At 37.6% G+C, this 17366-nt stretch carries 13 protein-coding genes and 1 tRNA gene; 7 read left to right on the forward strand and 7 right to left on the reverse strand.

Going from position 1 to position 17366, the window contains the following annotated elements; genetic code table 11:
* Window positions 1–26 precede the first annotated feature (26 nt).
* Complete coding sequence (locus ABJN95_RS19035) at window positions 27–1847, forward strand: long-chain fatty acid--CoA ligase (RefSeq protein WP_348372802.1); 1821 nt, start codon at window positions 27–29, stop codon at window positions 1845–1847.
* Here ABJN95_RS19035 and ABJN95_RS19040 read toward each other — a convergent pair whose 3' ends face one another.
* The 4 genes from ABJN95_RS19040 to ABJN95_RS19055 form a co-directional block, all read right to left on the reverse strand.
* Entirely contained in the window at window positions 1848–3146 is a 1299-nt protein-coding gene (locus ABJN95_RS19040) for a M20/M25/M40 family metallo-hydrolase (protein WP_348372804.1), read from the reverse strand.
* Between the two features lie 284 nt (window positions 3147–3430).
* A complete protein-coding gene (locus ABJN95_RS19045) occupies window positions 3431–4138 on the reverse strand; it encodes an SGNH/GDSL hydrolase family protein (protein WP_348372805.1) in 708 nt (235 codons plus the stop codon).
* A 196-nt stretch (window positions 4139–4334) separates the two neighbouring features.
* Window positions 4335–5351 carry a polysaccharide lyase family 7 protein gene (locus tag ABJN95_RS19050; RefSeq protein WP_348372807.1) on the reverse strand — a complete coding sequence of 339 codons (1017 nt, stop codon included), beginning with the start codon at window positions 5349–5351 and terminating at the stop codon, window positions 4335–4337.
* Window positions 5352–5867: 516 nt separating this feature from the next.
* Window positions 5868–5941: transfer RNA gene (locus ABJN95_RS19055), tRNA-Arg, on the reverse strand.
* A 74-nt stretch (window positions 5942–6015) separates the two neighbouring features.
* Here ABJN95_RS19055 and ABJN95_RS19060 point away from each other — a divergent pair.
* Window positions 6016–6528, forward strand: a complete 513-nt coding sequence (locus ABJN95_RS19060; RefSeq protein WP_348372809.1) for an adenine phosphoribosyltransferase — start codon at window positions 6016–6018, stop codon at window positions 6526–6528.
* On the opposite strand, the gene ABJN95_RS19065 is transcribed toward ABJN95_RS19060, so the two are convergent.
* From ABJN95_RS19065 to ABJN95_RS19075, 3 genes are all read right to left on the reverse strand, one after another.
* Window positions 6525–6677 carry an SsrA-binding protein gene (locus ABJN95_RS19065; RefSeq protein WP_348372810.1) on the reverse strand — a complete coding sequence of 51 codons (153 nt, stop codon included), beginning with the start codon at window positions 6675–6677 and terminating at the stop codon, window positions 6525–6527. The genes ABJN95_RS19060 and ABJN95_RS19065 overlap by 4 nt on opposite strands.
* 535 nt (window positions 6678–7212) lie before the next feature.
* Window positions 7213–9342: a peptidoglycan DD-metalloendopeptidase family protein gene (locus tag ABJN95_RS19070; protein ID WP_348372812.1), complete on the reverse strand. Its 2130-nt coding sequence runs from the start codon at window positions 9340–9342 to the stop codon at window positions 7213–7215.
* Complete coding sequence (locus ABJN95_RS19075) at window positions 9342–9701, reverse strand: BlaI/MecI/CopY family transcriptional regulator (RefSeq protein ID WP_348372813.1); 360 nt, start codon at window positions 9699–9701, stop codon at window positions 9342–9344. The genes ABJN95_RS19070 and ABJN95_RS19075 overlap by 1 nt, the downstream gene beginning before the upstream one ends.
* A gap of 156 nt (window positions 9702–9857) precedes the next feature.
* Between ABJN95_RS19075 and ABJN95_RS19080 the strand changes: the two genes are divergently transcribed.
* The 5 genes from ABJN95_RS19080 (at window position 9858) to ABJN95_RS19100 (ending at window position 17363) form a co-directional block, all read left to right on the forward strand.
* Window positions 9858–10796 carry a calcium/sodium antiporter gene (locus tag ABJN95_RS19080; RefSeq protein WP_348372815.1) on the forward strand — a complete coding sequence of 313 codons (939 nt, stop codon included), beginning with the start codon at window positions 9858–9860 and terminating at the stop codon, window positions 10794–10796.
* 88 nt (window positions 10797–10884) lie between these two features.
* Window positions 10885–12519 carry a carboxypeptidase-like regulatory domain-containing protein gene (locus ABJN95_RS19085; protein WP_348372817.1) on the forward strand — a complete coding sequence of 545 codons (1635 nt, stop codon included), beginning with the start codon at window positions 10885–10887 and terminating at the stop codon, window positions 12517–12519.
* Between the two features lie 13 nt (window positions 12520–12532).
* The gene (locus ABJN95_RS19090) at window positions 12533–14137 is read left to right on the forward strand and encodes a carboxypeptidase-like regulatory domain-containing protein (protein WP_348372818.1); all 1605 of its coding nucleotides are present in this window, start codon (window positions 12533–12535) and stop codon (window positions 14135–14137) included.
* A 12-nt stretch (window positions 14138–14149) separates the two neighbouring features.
* A complete protein-coding gene (locus ABJN95_RS19095; protein ID WP_348372821.1) occupies window positions 14150–15751 on the forward strand; it encodes a carboxypeptidase-like regulatory domain-containing protein in 1602 nt (533 codons plus the stop codon).
* Between the two features lies 1 nt (window position 15752).
* Window positions 15753–17363: a carboxypeptidase-like regulatory domain-containing protein gene (locus tag ABJN95_RS19100; protein WP_348372823.1), complete on the forward strand. Its 1611-nt coding sequence runs from the start codon at window positions 15753–15755 to the stop codon at window positions 17361–17363.
* Window positions 17364–17366 lie beyond the last annotated feature (3 nt).

Below are 17366 nucleotides of genomic sequence, written 5' to 3' on the forward strand. Positions count from 1 at the left end.
AAGCCTAATCAAAAAATACCAAACTTATGACCAGACTCTTTGACTTGCTGTACCACCAGCTTGAAAAAAATCCACTAGAAAATTCCCTTAATGGACGAGATGCCTCTGGCAAATGGCAAAGTTATAGCTCACAAGAAGTAATAAACGCTGCGGAGCAGGCTGCTTCTGGTCTGCTAAGTTTGGGTTTGCAACGGGGTGATAAGGTTGCCATGGTCATCTATAAAAACAGACCTGAATGGGTGATTATGGACTTCGCCATTCAAATGGCAGGACTGATTAGTATTCCTTTATACGCGACAATCAGCATTGGTGAGTATGAATATATATTAAATGAGGCTGAGGTAAAGGCTGCATTCTGCGGTGGTGGCGATTTATATGCTAAACTTACAGGTGCACAGCCAAACGTATCCGATTTAAAGCATATCTATACTTTTGACCAACATGATGATAGACCATTTTGGAAAGATATATTTAGCACCGAACATACAGAACAGGTAGAAGAAATAAAAAAAGATATCAAAGGGGAAGATTTGTTAACGATAATATACACCTCTGGTACAACAGGAAACCCAAAGGGTGTAATGTTAACGCATGACAATGTTATGCATGTGGTAAAGGAAACCTCTATTTTAATGGCTGCCGATACCGGTGATAATGTTTTAAGTTTTTTACCGCTATGCCACATTTTCGAACGCGCGGTTTCTATGGTGTACTACTATAAAGGATGCGGAGCATATTTTGCAGGAACCGATAATTTAAGTGGCCCTGAAGGTGATTTGGCAGCAGTAAAACCAACTACTTTTAGTACGGTGCCGCGACTTCTTGAAAAAATTTACGAAGCTATTTATAACAAAGGTTTGACTTTAGACGGAGCGAAAAGGAAGCTCTTTTTCTGGGCATTGAACTTGACTGATGACTACGAAATCAATCAAAACTTATCTTTTGTAAATAAACTTAAATGGCGCATTGCAGATAAGTTGATTTTTAGCAAATGGAGAGAAGCTTTGGGAGGTCAGGTAAAAGGTGTTGTTACCGGTTCAGCCCCTTGCCCTGTAAAAGTCATGCGCGTATTCTGCGCGGCCGGTATTCCTATACGAGAAGGATACGGCCTCACGGAAACCTCTCCAACCTTAACGGTAAATACCATGGATGCTGATGGAGTACTATTAGGAACGGTAGGACCCGCAATTGAAGGAGTTGAAATTATGATCGATCGTGAAGGTGGTGACTATAAGGAGGGTGAAGGCGAGGTTTTAGCACATGGACCAAACGTGATGCTCGGGTATTACAAAAAACCAGAAATTAACGCACAGGTATTTACCGAAATAGACGGTAAAAGATGGTTTAGAACAGGTGATATCGGCAAATTGGTTGGTGGCCCGGGAGGCAAACAATTTTTAAAAATTACCGATAGAAAAAAGGAGCTTTTAAAGACCTCTGGCGGTAAGTATGTTGCTCCTGCTCCTATTGAAAATAGGGTGAAGGAAGAGTTTTTGGTAGAGCAGATGATGGTGATAGGTGACAAACAAAAATTTGTCTCTGCCCTTATCGTTCCGGCAGAAGAGGCGTTGAAGAGTTATTGTGCAAAGAAAGACATTCCATGGACGAGCTTGGAAGAAATTATCACGCATAAAAAAGTAATCAAGAGATTTCAAAAAATTGTAAATAAGTATAATCCAGAATTTAGCCATGTCGAGCAAATTAAGAAGTTTTGTTTGCTTCCAAATCAATGGCTACCAGTTCATGAGGATGGTGCTGAAGCCGAATTGACCCCAAAACTCTCGCTAAAAAGAAGGGTTATTCGTGAGAAGTTTAAAAAGCAAATTGAGGAGATTTATGCGGTATAGCTATTTGCTCAATCCGGCATCAGCCATGGTTATCAGCAAGGCTAATTTGATCGCTTTTGCCCCATCTGCATTCATCCACCATTCGCCTAAGGAATGAGCACCACCCCCTTTGCCTCCACGTCCTAAGGTTACAGCTGGTATTCCCATAGCAATAGGGATATTGCCATTTGTAGACCCTCTGGTCAATTTAGGTGTTTCCCCGAAAAATGTGGTAGCCGCTATGGCGCGTTGTACAAGGGGAGTAGTAAGGGGCAATTCTCCCGAAGGACGGTCTCCAATTTTAATAAGTTCAAGTGCAATCTGATCATGCACTCCCGTGGCATTATATTCTTCTACGGCGGTGTTCATCGAAGCTTTAAAAATACTATCCATCTGAACTAATCTGGTGGCATCAACAGAACGCATATCAACTTCCATCCACGATTCAAAGGGAATGGAGTTTACCGAGGTACCCCCGCCAATTCTGCCGATGTTAAAGCTTGTTTTCGCACCGTTATCTGTATACTTTTTTGCCGCCTTAGTGAAATGGCCAATCGCAAAACCTAAAGCGTGATGCGGATTCGCTAGTCCGAATGCCCCCCAAGAATGCCCGCCTTTTCCTTTGAATAGGGCCTTGTAACGGGTAGAGCCTAATCCTGCAGTATTCACCCGCCCAGCTGAACCTCCATCAATAGCTATCCAAGAATCTATCTTAGGTGCACCTTTTCGAAAGAAATGTTTAACCCCGCGCAAATCTCCAAGACCTTCTTCCCCCACAGATCCTACAAACCAGATATCGGCTTGTGGTTTTATTTCGGCTCGTTGCATTGCCTTTGCGATTGCAAGCAGCATGGCTAATCCTCTCGTATCATCACCGATACCCGGTGCATATAGGGTGTCTCCTTTTTGCTTCACGACCACATCGGTTCCCTCCGGAAAGACCGTATCTAGATGTGCGTCAAGCACCACTACACGACTGCCATCTGTACCCTTTTTCAGACCGATGACGTTACCTACTTCGTCTATCCATGATTTATCAATTCCCGTTTTATCTAGCATTGCCTTAAAGACCGCTGCTCTTTTAGATTCTTTGAATGGCGGTGCTTCTATTTCCGTAAGTACGATTAAGTCTTTTGTAGTCTGACTGTCAATTTCATCTAGTACTGCAAAAGCCTTTTGGATCTGATTATTAGCACTGAGCTTCTTGATTTCTTTTTTATAGGATTTATCTGCCTGAGTTGCCAATTGGGCCGTAAGCCCAGAAAAGGAAAATACCAGCGTTATAAAAATAGGGAAGAGGTATGCGCCGTTCGGTTTCATTTTTTAGTTCTTTGATCTATCAATAGAATTTTTATAGGGAAAAGATACTGAAATTGTTGGGAGTTTGATTTAAAAATAGTTGAGGCTAGTCAGGAATGAACCGAGTTGTGCCGTACACATTAAAAATAATAATCGATAACCTCAGGAAAGCTAAAAAAAGCGGCATACCCTTGTCTGCTAAAAAGCTTATGTGTGTTTTAGCTACTGAGCCATAAAATTCTGATTTGGCATACTTAACAACGCCTGTAAGATATTGTTTCTCGAATTTGATCAAAAGCAGTAGCTTATGAAGATTTTAAAAGTATATCAAAAATAATCCTGGCAGCTTCTGTGCTACCTTTTACTGAGGGATGAAATTGATCTGATCCGTAGTAGGAAAAATCATTGGTAGCATCGAAATGGGCTTTCCATATTTGTCCAACAGGGCATAAAATGGCATCATACGCAGATGCGACATCCTTATGGTTTTTTATAACATCATCAAATGTGTCATAATAGGTACGGGAAGGCCAAACCATAAAAATTACCAGTTTGGCGTCGTTTTTTTTACAAATTTCGTCAAAGCGTGCTGCTCCTTCAAACAAGAGTTTTCTTCCTTCGCTTTGAGAAGATGGCCCTTGTTGCACGACAACATAATCGTATTTTTTTGACTCAATTTCATTTTTTGCCTTATTCCCAAAGTCAAGATGGTCAATAATGGCATAATTGGGTTCTGCCACCATTTTGGTACTAATATCCTTTTCTTTGGCTTTGGCATATTCGTAAACCAGTTTTGGTAGATCATTAGAATAGGTCAAACTATTGCCTATAAAAAGAATACTAATTGCCGCTGTATCTTGATCGCCATGCGTGCTGTCAATTGTTGGTGCACTGGCATCTTGATTTTCCTCAGTTTGAATCGAGGTGTCGATCGAGGCAATTTCCATAGTTCTACTTGGATTACAAGAAAGAAATAAGACTAGCGCCAGCATTTTAGAAAAAAGCACCTTCATGGTATAAATTTAGTCTATAACCTCAATAGATGGATTACTCCTGCGTTTTTTAACATTGAAAATATAGGACATACACGGAGATGATATTATTGTCAAATGTCAATTGTCTTTTGACAATGCCTTGAACAATAAATCTCATGTCGCAATTTAAATGAAGTAAAAAGGCATTTCATATGTCAAATCGTTAACCTAGGTACTAGTTGGTATGTGATTGCGATAGGCTATAAAAGGTTGCCTGAGTATAGTCGTCTGGGTCACCAGAGTTATTCTGGTTATATACGCCTGCCTTAAAGTACATGTATTGACCGCCTTCGTCATATCCACTACTGCTCATGTCAACATATTGTTCAATATCTTCCTTGCCTTCACGGGAAATGGTTACCCACATATCGTTTCCTATTACTTTCACTTGGTAACCAAAAACCTCATCTAAAGCAACGCCATCTTCAGGATTCGATGCAGAACTAGATCTACTTCCAATAATCTCAAAATACGTATCATCTCCATTATTTACCTCGTGGGCGATGTAGATAGATCCTAATTCGTTGTTGGGTAATTTTCGATAATAAATGCGTAAAGGCTCATCGTTGTTGGCATGAATCTGACCAACAATGACTCTACCGATTTGACTACTACTACCTGTGATAGTTACGTAATTTACGGCCAAGGTGGCATTTAGCACACCATCGTACCCCGCGGCATCATTTTTATCGCTTTCTGGGGCGCTTCCAAAGACCCAATTGTTTCCATTAACCCCTTGGGTACTAATATCTGTATTTCCCGCACGCAACATTTCACGCAGTTCGGTACGTGTGTACGAGGTATTGGCTGAAGTTTTAAAACCGTCTACAAAGCACTTGAAAACCATTCCCCCATCATCAGCCGTATAAAAGTACGTTGCGTTTTGATAACCGTTATTTAACTCTTGTTCTTTAATCTCGTCTGCAGTACCGCTGCCGTCATTGTCTGTTGGAATACTAATCTTCCATTTTGAAAGATCAAAATTGTCCGACGGCGGGTTATTTATTTCGGGTTCTGGTTCAGGCTCGGGCTCGGGCTCTGGTTCAGGCTCCGGTTCAGGCTCTGGTTCCCCAGTGGTTGCGTCCGGTTCGTTGTCTACTACTATTGGGTCATCAGAAGCACAAGAAAAACTTACCAAAAGTATAATAAGCACAAAACTGTTACCTATAATGTTCATTGTTGATTTGCTCATGCGATGGCGTATAGAAAAATTAGTTTTATCGGTATCGATATATCAAATGTTGTACACGAATCATACCGTTTTAGCTTCAGCTACAATGTAATCTTAAAAACGCTAAAATTACCTTATAGGTATTTTAAAATCGATGAATAGTTAGAATTTTAGTCCAAAAAGTAGCGAAATGACTCTTGACATTCCTCTAAATTAAACAATCGATCATTTTGGTGATGAACTTTCTACTTGCTGTGACCTCGACGGTATTACATCTTTCCTGATAAAGCTCCGCTTTGAAAACCACAAAAGAAAATACGGCGCTATTTTTCAAAAAAGAAGCGAGCTTCATTTAGAAACTCGCTTGCACTTCCACTTTTTTGTGGTTTATTCGTGACCTCGACAGGATTGATTACATCTTTCCTGATAAAGCTCCGCTTTGAAAACCACAAAAGAAAATACGGCGCTATTTTTCAAAAAAGAAGCGAGCTTCATTTAGAAACTCGCTTGTATTTCCACTTTTTTGTGGATTATTCGTGACCTCGACAGGATTCAAACCTGTAACCTTCTGAGCCGTAATCAGATGCGCTATTCAGTTGCGCCACGAGGCCTTTAGTTCCCCTAAAAGGGGCTGCAAATATATTTCTTTTTACTTTTATCGCCAAAATAACTCTGAACAAAAGAAATGGATTTTAATACGTATATACGCGATATCACAGATTTCCCGAAAGAGGGCATCGTTTTCAAAGACATCACTCCACTATTAAAGGATGCTAAGGCCCTAAAGGAAGTGACAAATGCTTTGTTCGAGTTAATCGGAAACCAAAGAATTGATAAGGTCGTAGGAATGGAAAGTAGAGGCTTTTTCTTTGCGCCCCTTTTGGCTTCAAAATTAGAGGCCGGTTTCGTTCCGGTAAGAAAGGCTGGTAAACTGCCCTATAAGACCATTAGTGAAGTGTATACCTTGGAATATGGTGAAGATGTCTTAGAAATGCATGAAGACGCTATTGCAAAAGGAGAACGCATTTTAATACACGATGACGTATTAGCCACAGGGGGTACGGCAAAAGCGGTTTGTAAGCTAGTTGAAAAAATGGGTGGGGAAATCGTGCAGTGCAATTTTTTGATCGAACTGGGTTTCTTAAATGGTAGAGGGAAATTGCAAGGCTATGAAGTGAAATCTCTTTTGCAATATTAATCTAGGGCGTTCGTGGTTACAAAATAACGCCAGCCAATTATAGCTAGTTGTAATTTCGAAGCTTTAGCCAAATCTAATCTCTTTTTGGTATAGGAGGGTAGAAGGATCTTATTCACCCGCGCTAAAAATTTGTAGAATGACGTTTTCATTGGGTTGGTTTTTACAAATATAACAAGTAAAGTCGTACCGTAGAATTGAAAAGACCGCCATACGGCGGTCTCTTTATATAGGCCTATATGATTCTACTTAAGCTATTATCGCGATCAAGGATAACAATAAGAACAATAAAACTTTAGCTAGTGTAATCATAAAAAGGGTTTTTTAGGGTTAATAAATAGTTGCACATAATCGATTATCCAAATAAGATATATTTAAAAAATGTTCAGTTGCAAGTATTTTGACTAAAATCAATACAAGTGAATACACTATTGAAACTAAAATAACGAGATATGTTTTAAATTTTATGACTCGCTCTTGTATAAAGTTTCATATTATAAGTAAAAATTCATTAAAATATTATAAATTGAAATAATTGTAGGGGTGTTTTTGAGTCTTTTTCAACTTGCAAGGGAGATTTTGCATTAAAAAAGGGTTTTTTTAGTGATTTCGTTTCTAGAACGAGAAAACCGACTTTGAAAAAAATCGGTTTTAATACGTCTCATGGTATCCCTAAAAATTGTTTTTTTAATTCTTTTTAGTGTGTATTTCAACTACACCGTCTTTTGCCTTTTTGCCATACTGCTCAATAGCTTTTTCTCCTTTAGAGACATCTATGGATTCAATATCATCAGGATCAAGGCGCTTTACTTTTTTTGCAGTACTTTCTTTACCGTCTATAAGGTATAGCGGTTCTTTGTCTCCATCAGTGTGGGTGAAGAAAAAGCCATTGCCTTTTTTACTGATGACTTTGATATCGTGGTCGTCATCGGAATCTAAATGAACAAAAGCATTGTTTTTATGATTTTTAGATATAAAAACATGCGCATCTTTTTCAATATGAATATCCATATCTTCTAAATCTTCCTCCTTCACTTCTTCTCCGTCTACAATAATGACCCTTTTTCCGTCTTCTTTCTTTATACGAATTTCCTTGTGCTCTTCCCCATCTGAACTAATCCATACATTCGTGTCGTCTGAATCAATGCTGATGCTTCTTGGTGTGTAGTTTCCTTTAGATCCAATAGAGACAAGATTGTGCTCTTGATCAATTAAAACGACCAATGGAGAAATGGGTTCTTCCGAATCTGAAGAATTGTAAGTGCTATTGAACGTTCCGCCGTTTTCGCTTTTTCCTGTGATTTGTATGGCTAGGTCGATGATTTCCTCATTCGCGTTACGCACTACCGTATAAGAAAAATCAATTTCTTGCTTCTTCAAATCATTCTTAATGTCAAGGAGCGTTTCATCGGAGGTCTTCTTGTCAATGGTCAGCTCTATTTTTTTCATTGGGGTAGCTTGCTTCTTGATATATTTTGCCTTGCTCTTTTCTTTCGTATGGCTACTCCCTTTAAAAGCGATTAAACTTTCAGGATTGATGGGCTTGTCCGATTTTAAGATTTCAAAATGCAAATGGGGTCCGGTAGATTTCCCCGTATTCCCTACATGGCCTATTGTCGCTCCCCTGTCGATTTGTTCACCACTTTTAACGCTCCTATCTTTTAAGTGCATATATTTTGTACTATAACCAGATTCATGTTCAACGATGATATAATTTCCATTGGATGCAGTTTGGGAGGAAACTTTTACAGTTCCAGCGCCGCTGGCCATAACTTTGGTTCCGGTCGTGGCTACTAAATCAATTCCATTGTGGAATTTATCTTTTTCAAACTTGTTTTGACCCATACCGAATCCGGCTGATATACGTTTGATATCCTGATGTGCTATAGGGCTTTGAAAATCTAGCATTTCATTGCTGTTTCCGCGTATTGAATTGGCAACTTCAGAAAATTTGATTTCCTCTTTGATATTGAAAGCGACTAAAAAAGTCATTATAAGGGGGAGCACAATAAATAATTTCAAAAAGTTTACTTTTTTGGATTGATTTTGATTTAACATGACTATTCGTTTTTTGATGAGTGAATTAAAAAAGGGGTTCGCGATTGATACTTCGCTAGTACCGATTACTTTTTGTAGTAGTAGATATTGGTAGTGCTTTTTATCGTCTTTGTCGACGCAGGTATATGCATCCGCTAGAAATTCTAAATTTTCCTTGATTGATTTTCTATACAACCAAATGATGGGATTGAACCATTGCAAAATCATAACAAGTTCAGCGAGTAGAATATCAAGTGAATGCAGCTGTGTAGCATGAACTTTCTCATGATTTAGAATGATTTTTAAATCGCTTCTTTTGAATAGCTCTGGATTGTAGAAAATATGTTTGAAAAAGGAGAAAGGTGAAATGGTCTTTTCTGTTTTTACATGCGTTAGCTTATCTTGTTTTACCACGCAGGCGCTATTTTTTATCTTCTTAAGAGCCCACAATTGCATACATAGACGAAAACTAAAAAAAAGAACACCCAAGACATATACGCTTATCAAAAGGGCCAACCCATTAAAAGCCTGCGATGTTTCGGTCACCGTGAAGGTGTTTTCAGTAGGGTAGAATGTACTTGCGGTAAGCGGCTGAGGTGCTACCAGTACCGTTCTTGTAAAGGTGATCAATGGCACTATAAAAGAAGCCATTAAGCCAAGAACCAAAAAAAGTCTATTGCTTGTAAAAAAGGTTTCTTTTTTTAAAAATAAATGATATGTGGTCAAGAATAGCGCTAAAACTGCACCAGACTTTAAAATATAAAGGAGAAAAGCTTCCATTATTTTTTGTTTTCTATCAGGTTAATGATTTCTTTCAATTCATCTACAGATATCTTTTCCTCTTTGGCAAAAAACGAGACCAAACTCTTGTACGAATTATCGTAGTAATCTGCGATGGTAGAATTGATGAACTTCTTTCTATAGCTCTCTTTAGACACTAGCGGATAGTACCGATGCGTATTTCCGAAGGCCTCATGACCAACATATTTTTTGTCTTCAAGATTGCGCACTATGGTCGATAGGGTATTGTAATGCGGTTTATCTCCTTGTAGTTCTGCTCGAATTTCTTTGACAAAAGCTTTCTCAAGCTGCCAAAGAATCTTCATGATCTCCTCTTCTTTATTGGTCAATTTTTGCATAGTGGTTCTAATTTGAATCAAACTTATTACTATTTTTTTAGTTGAACAACTGTTTTTATAGTTATTTAACTATTTATATAGGATTAACTGGGTTTTCTGTCTGGTTGATATCCTTCTTAATCAAAAATCTTCTGCTATATTTGTGAAAACTAACCAATGCAAAATCCCCTGTTGATACTTGCTGGTCTCGTTCTTCTAATCTTAGGGGGCAATTGGCTTTTGAAAGCTGCCGTAGCTTTATCTCTTAAATTAAATATCCCAAAAATTGTTATTGGAATGACCGTGGTCTCTTTTGCCACCTCTGCCCCAGAACTTATTGTTAGTGTTCAAGCTGCTTTAGATGGTTTTCCTGATCTCGCATTGGGCAATGTGGTTGGCTCCAACATCGCAAACCTAGGACTGGTACTGGCAGTTACCATACTGTTGGGGAGTATCGATGTCAATAGGAGTTTTTATATTACAGATTGGCCAGTAATGATGATTGCTTCCTTTCTTTTCTTTGGTTTTATTTATTTTGATGGGGTTATCGTTCAGTATGAAGGTATCATCATGGTGGTTTTTCTCTTTTTATTTTTGGTTTACTTACTCCGATTTCAGAAACCAGCCGTGATTGATGAACTTCCTGAAGACGATGAACCCTTACCCTTGTACAAAACCGTTTTATTTTTGGGTTTGGGCGGACTAGGTCTTTGGGGAGGATCAGAACTGCTTATTAAAGGTGCGGTGGGAATGGCCTCGGCTTATGGCGTAAGCGAACGTATAATAGGAATTACCATAGTGTCAATTGGTACTAGCATTCCAGAGTTGGCAGCCTCGATCATTGCCGTTATCAAAAAGGAAAAGGCAATCTCTTTAGGAAATCTTATAGGCTCCAATATTTTCAATTTGTTGGCAGTATTGGGCATCACCTCCATAATTACACCTATCCGAGTGATGGATGAAGGATTGCTGAGCAATGACATCTTCTGGATGTTAGGTATCTCGTTTTTGATACTTCCGTTGGTATTCATTCCAAAAGGTTTACGATTGGGATGGCGTGATGGCCTAATACTTTTAGGGGTTTACTTCACATTTGTCTATTTCACTATTCAATAGTTGCTAGACAAGCAGATCAATGGTATAATTTTTGTGGGTTTTTACCAGAATTGCTGTAAGGCATTTTCAAGGTAACCAACTGCACAAAATGGAAAGAACACTACTCAAAATTACCTTTTCTGTTTTCCTACTTATAATGTCAAATTCCGCTTGGTCGCAAGAACGAGAGTATATTGCTGGTATTTTGTTGGATGCCAAAACACAAGAACCTGTTGCTTTTGCCAGTATTCGTATCAAAGATAGAGCCTTAGGAATTATTTCAAATACCGATGGCAGCTTCAAAATTCCATTAAAGTACAAAGAGTATGGAGATATTATTGAAATATCTTCTATGGGGTATCAGACTAAAGAAATACCACTATCGCAACTATCGCTTATCACACTCAATACCATCCGTTTGGTCCCTGGTGTTTTAGAACTGGTTGAGGCGGTTGTTAAGGCGAAAAGTCGGAAACGGGGAAAACGAATCAAAAGACTAAAAAAACTGTCCGCCGCTCAAATTGTTAACAAAGCGATACAGGCGATACCTAACAATTATCCGACTAGTACTTTTTCATCTATTGGATATTACAGAGATTATCAATTGAAGAAAGAGAATTATGTTAATCTAAATGAAGCCATTTTAGAGGTGGTTGATGCTGGCTTCGATAATAATGACCATTCAACCACTAAGGTGCGGCTCTATGACTACAGTGGGAATGATGATTTTAATAGAGATCTGCAAGGCCGTTATAAATACGACTATAAACATTATAAAAAATATATTGACAAGGCCTACCTATCTGATTATGGTGGTAACGAGTTTAGTATTCTGCGAATACATGATGCTATTAGAAACCATAAAATCAACGCATATGATTTTGTCAATGTATTGCATACAGATTTTGTCGCCAATCATTTTTTTAAAAAAGAGGATGAAATTCATCGTGACGATGAATGGCTTTATCAAATTAGTTTCGCCAAAATTTTACATCGGTATCGGGCTTTGGGAACCATTTATATTGCCAAGAGAGATTTCGCAATCCATAAGATGGAATATACCCTTTATGACAGAACAAGAACTACAGAAAACAAGCAAAAAGACAAGCATGGGATCGACGAGGAAATAATTTTTACTGTCAACACCGAGTATAGGAGAAAGTATGCTAAAATGTATTTGAATTACATTTCCTTCTTTAATACTTTCCAGGTAAGCCAACCACCCAAATTTATGCTAAAAGAGACGGTGGTCGATCTTCAATGTAAATGTTTTGTCTTAACCTTCAATAATAAGGTGGACCTGCTATACGCCAAAGAAAAAAAGTATTACGATTTTAAATTTAAAGGAAAGAAAATTCAAATTGATAGAATACGTATAGAAAAGGATAATGAGCACCTAGTACTTGTATACCCTGATATGGCTCGAAGCGAATTTTTAAATATTACCAATACATTGAACGTAGCTGAACGAAAAAGGTTGGAGACCTTCGATATGCTTACCATAACATTAACTGGCCTTAGAGATGCTACAGGGGCAGCCAACCTAATAAATGAAATGCAGTACATAACCTACAAGCAGTTTCGTGAATTTTTTGTTCAAGAAATAAAGCCCAACGGGAGTGTCCTAAACGATACCCTTTTTATGAAAAAAGACATCCCCATTTTTAAAGACCAAGCCGTTGTAAAACCAGATAATTTTGATGATTATTGGATGAATACACCCCTTCAAAATATGAAAAACTAAACGTTTTCCGACAATGCAAAAAAGATTACCCATCAACTTGCTTTTGCTATTACTACTGCTAGTATCGAGCTCTGCTTTGTCGCAACAAGGTGAATATATCGTTGGAAAGTTACTGGATGCCAAAACACAAGAACCTGTTGCTTTTGCCAGTATTCGAATCAAAGACAGAGCCTTAGGAATTATTTCTAATATTGATGGAAGTTTCAAAATACCTTTAAAATATAAAGAGTATGGCGATATCATCGAAATATCTTCGATGGGGTATCAGACTAAGGAAATATTGATTTTTGATTTTTCAATATTCGAGCTGAATAATGTGCGATTGCAACCGGCTATCTGGCAACTGCAGGAAGCCATAGTAACCGGCAAAAAGAAAAGAGAACTAAGCGCCAGACAAATAGTGCGCAAGGCGCTAAGGGCAATACCAGACAATTATCCGCTTGAACCATTTTCTATGGTAGGTTATTATCGTGATTACCAATTAGACAGTTTGCAATATGTAAACTTAAACGAAGCTATTTTAGAAGTATACGACCAAGGTTTTGATGCCATGGATTCGGTGACCACCAAAGTAAAAATCTATGACTATTTAGAGAACACTGATTTCAAGCGTGATTCGATGGCCTTACGGTCGTACAATTATAAATTCAAAAAAGGTCGCAAGGTTATTGACAACGCTTTTTTATCTGCTTATGGCGGAAACGAGTTCACCATTTTAAGGGTGCACGATGCGATTCGTAACCATAAGGTCAGTTCCTATTCTTTCGTACATCGACTTAAATCAGATGTGCTTTCTGAGCACCGGTTTAAAAGAATACCCGATACGTATTTTGACGGTGAACCGCTCTACACTATACGCTTTACCAAATTACTTCTAAACTATAGCGCGTATGGTACGATGTATATTTCAAAACGCAATTTTGCAATCCACAAGATGGACTATACCGTTTACGACTTAAAGAAAAAGTTACCCAACGGACTGCGCAACAAACACGAAACAGAAAACGAACTGATATTTGAGATCACCACCTCTTATCAACCCAAAAATGATAAGATGTTTCTCAACTACATCTCTTTTCACAATACATTTCAACTTTGGGATCCACCAAAGTTTGTAATCGATTATATTACTCCTGATTATGTTTCAAAGTGTTTCGTTGTTGGTTTTAATAACAAAGTGAGGCTGCAAGACGCGGTTGCTTTAAAGAATTACGAGGTAAAAGTGAAGGGCAAGATCGTTAGAATGCAAAAAGCAGAGCTAACAGATGCACAAGATGTTGTGCTGTTGTACCCCAAGATGTATCCCAATAAGGCAGAGCAAATGCTAAGGGAAATTGAAATTGCCGCGCGAAAGAAGAAGATTACCAATGAACTGTTTGAAATAAAGCTTACCAATATCAAGGATGTTGATGGCAATGTAATTGACCAGTGGACTTCTAGAGATTACAATCAATTCCGAGAATTTTTTACTCAGGAAGTAAAGCCATTAACACAGGCGCCCTCAGATACGCTCTTCATGAAAAAACAAAGGCCGATTTTTAAAGACCAAGTTGTTGTAAAACCAGATAATTTTGATGATTACTGGATGAACACTCCCCTTCGCAATAAGACGAATTAAAACTAAGGAAAGATGCAAAAAACACTACACTTCAATTTCGTATTTACATTTTTCTTGTTGGTCTTGTGTCAGGCTATTGCTCAGGAGCAAGATTATATTTCTGGAAGACTTTTAGATGCTCAGACCACCGAACCTGTAGTTTTTGCCAATATTAGAATTAAGGATAGGGCTTTAGGTATTATTACAAATGTAGACGGTAGTTTTAGAATTCCCTTGAAGTATAAAGCCTATGGTGATATTATAGAGGTATCATCGATGGGGTATCTAACCAAGGAAATTGCCATAACGCAACTGCTTCAAGATAAGCTCAATATCATAACCCTAGACCCTTCAGCGATAGATTTGCAGGAAGCTGTGGTCAAAGGAAAACGCAAAAGAAATCTTAGTGCTAAGCAAATCGTGCAAAAAGCCATTGATGCCATACCCAGAAACTTTCCTGCAACTTCTTTTTCAACAATTGGGTATTATCGCGATTATCAATTTAAAGATGAGGAGTACCTCAATCTGAACGAAGCCATTTTAGAAGTTTTTGACCAGGGCTTTGATCAATTAGACGATGGTACATCGGAAACAAGGCTGTATAATTTTGGTCTGAATAAAAATTTCAAGCAAGATTCAATAGCACGAATAGCCTATGATTACCGAACCAACAAAAAAATAATAAGAAAGGCGCATCTAGACGCCTATGGAGGCAATGAATTTCGAATTTTAAGAATTCATGATGCCATAAGAAATTACAATGTAGGCGCCTATGATTTTGTAGGCGCACTAAAAACCGATTTGATAGCAAACCATTTTTTCATGAGGAGTAGTGATACGCGTATCAATAACGAAGAACTCTACGTTATTAACTTTAAGACCTTATACCCAAATTATAGTGCGCATGGAAAGATTTACATATCGAAGATGGGTTTTTCGATATATAAATTAGAGTATACCATGTACAACGCAAATAAAAGGAATAAGGATCGCAAGAAAAACAAACATGGGCATCGGCAAAAAGTGATTTTTGATATTACAACAGACTATAGAAAGAAAAGCGATAAAATGTATTTGAATTATATCTCGTTTCACAACAGTTTTGAAATTAGGAAACCGCCGAAGTTTGTTTTAGATTCTACATTTATCAATGCCCCAAAGGGGTATTGTATGTTGTATTTCAACAAACCAATAGACTCCGTATCAGCCAAAAGACTTAAGAATTACGAAGTTATTTTCAAACAAAGAAAGTTTCGTGTCAAGCAGGTTAAGGTAGTACAGGACTCCCTCAAAATTTATCTCGAACCTGATTTTAAAAATGCAATGATGAACGCCAGGTTTGAAATAAATATGTCGATTAAGAAGCAGAAGAGTGCGAATGAATTGTTTGATCTACGCGTAAAGAATATTAAAGACATTGACGGCAATGTGCTCAATGAACCTGAAATTGAAGATTACCTGCAATTCAGAGAATTTTTTGTGCAACGGGTAAAACCTGATTCAAGAGCCCCGCTTGATGATCTTTTTATGAACAAGCGAAAACCCATATTCAAGGAGCAACCGATGACTAAACCAAAAGACTATAAAGAATATTGGATGAATACGCCCTTAATAGAAAATACCCATATTGAATAAGATGCCGAAAAATAGCTTATTGATTCTGATTTTTTTGATTTCAATAAGCTGCCTTTCGCAAGAAGGGGAATACCTATTTGGGAAAGTCATAGACTCATCTCAGCATGACCCTATACCCTTTGTTAGCATCCGAGTTAAGGATAGAGCGCTTGGGGTTATTTCCAATATCGATGGAACTTTTAAAATACCGATGCGGTACAAAGTACTGGGTGAGATATTGGAAATTTCTTGCTTGGGGTATGAGACCAAAGAAATAAACATGCAAGACCTAGATGACGCCCAAAGCAATATTGTCGTTCTAAGGCCAGCTGCGTTTGAGCTTCAAGAGGCCGTTGTTTCTGCGAATATCAAGAAGCTTAGTGCGAGACAAATTGTTAAAATAGCTGTGAATAGTATTCCGCAGAATTATCCTCAATATAATTTTAATATTGTAGGCTATTATAGAGATTACCAGGTTAAAAATAGCAGCTATATTAATTTAAATGAGGCAATAATTAAAGTTTCAGACGAAGGTTTCGGAAAAAGAAACAGTTATTACAATCAACATCAGTTGTTGTCTTATGATAAAAATTTAGATTTCGATGTTGACGACTTTGCTAAGCAACCCTATGACTATGACGGTTATGATAAAATCGTACCAAACGCTAGAATGATCAACGATGGCGGCAACGAGTTTATTATGCTCATTATGCATGACGCCATTCGCAATTATAAAGAAGAGTCTTTTTCATTCGTTAACGACATGAAATCTGATTTTATTGACAACCATAGTTTTCGATTGGTAGGAAAGTCGTATTATAAAAATGAGTTCATATATCAAATCGAAATTGAATTTAGGAATGATCACTACTTGGCAAAGGGCAAGATTTTTATTGACACAAAAGATTTTGCAATATTCAAACTTGACTATGCGGTGCATAAATTGGCAAATCCTTCTAATAGAGCTAAAGAAAGCTTTGATTACGGTATTGTGGATAATGCATCAGAACGTTTTTCTGACGGATTTAAGAAAATGAATTCCGAAGTTTTGTATCATATACATACGGAGTATGTTCGCGATTTAGAGGGAAAAATGTTCCTGAATTATATTTCATTTTACAATAAATTCCTGATTCAAAGGCCTGCCGAATTTTACTCTAAATTCGTAATTAATTTAAATGACAACTCTTTTCGTATAAGGTTAAATAAATTGCCCGCCAACTTGAAGAAAATAAAGAATAATGATTTTAAAATAAGATATAAGAAGGTTTTGGTGCCAATAAAAGATTTTTACTTTTTGGAAGATGAGCGCACCTTTGTAGTTTGCCCTGATTTAGATAGTAAGAAAGCAGAAGGTCTTTTTGAAAACTTCAATTATAGTGTTTCAAATGTGACCTATAACTATAGAATTAGAGATACTGAAGGAAACAAACTCGATGAACGAAAATGGGAATACTTACATCAATATCGAGAATTCTTTACCCAAGAAATTCGGTTAAAAAGCGAAAAAATTGGCCAAAGCCAGTTCATGTTAAAAAACTTGCCTTTAGATAGTCCGCGACAACCCATTCTAAACGAAACAATGAAAGGCGACTATTGGAAAAATACGCCACTACCAACTATTCATAACTAAAAA

The sequence above is a fragment of the Maribacter sp. genome, assembly GCF_039974175.1.
Taxonomy (GTDB): Bacteria; Bacteroidota; Bacteroidia; order Flavobacteriales; family Flavobacteriaceae; genus Maribacter_C.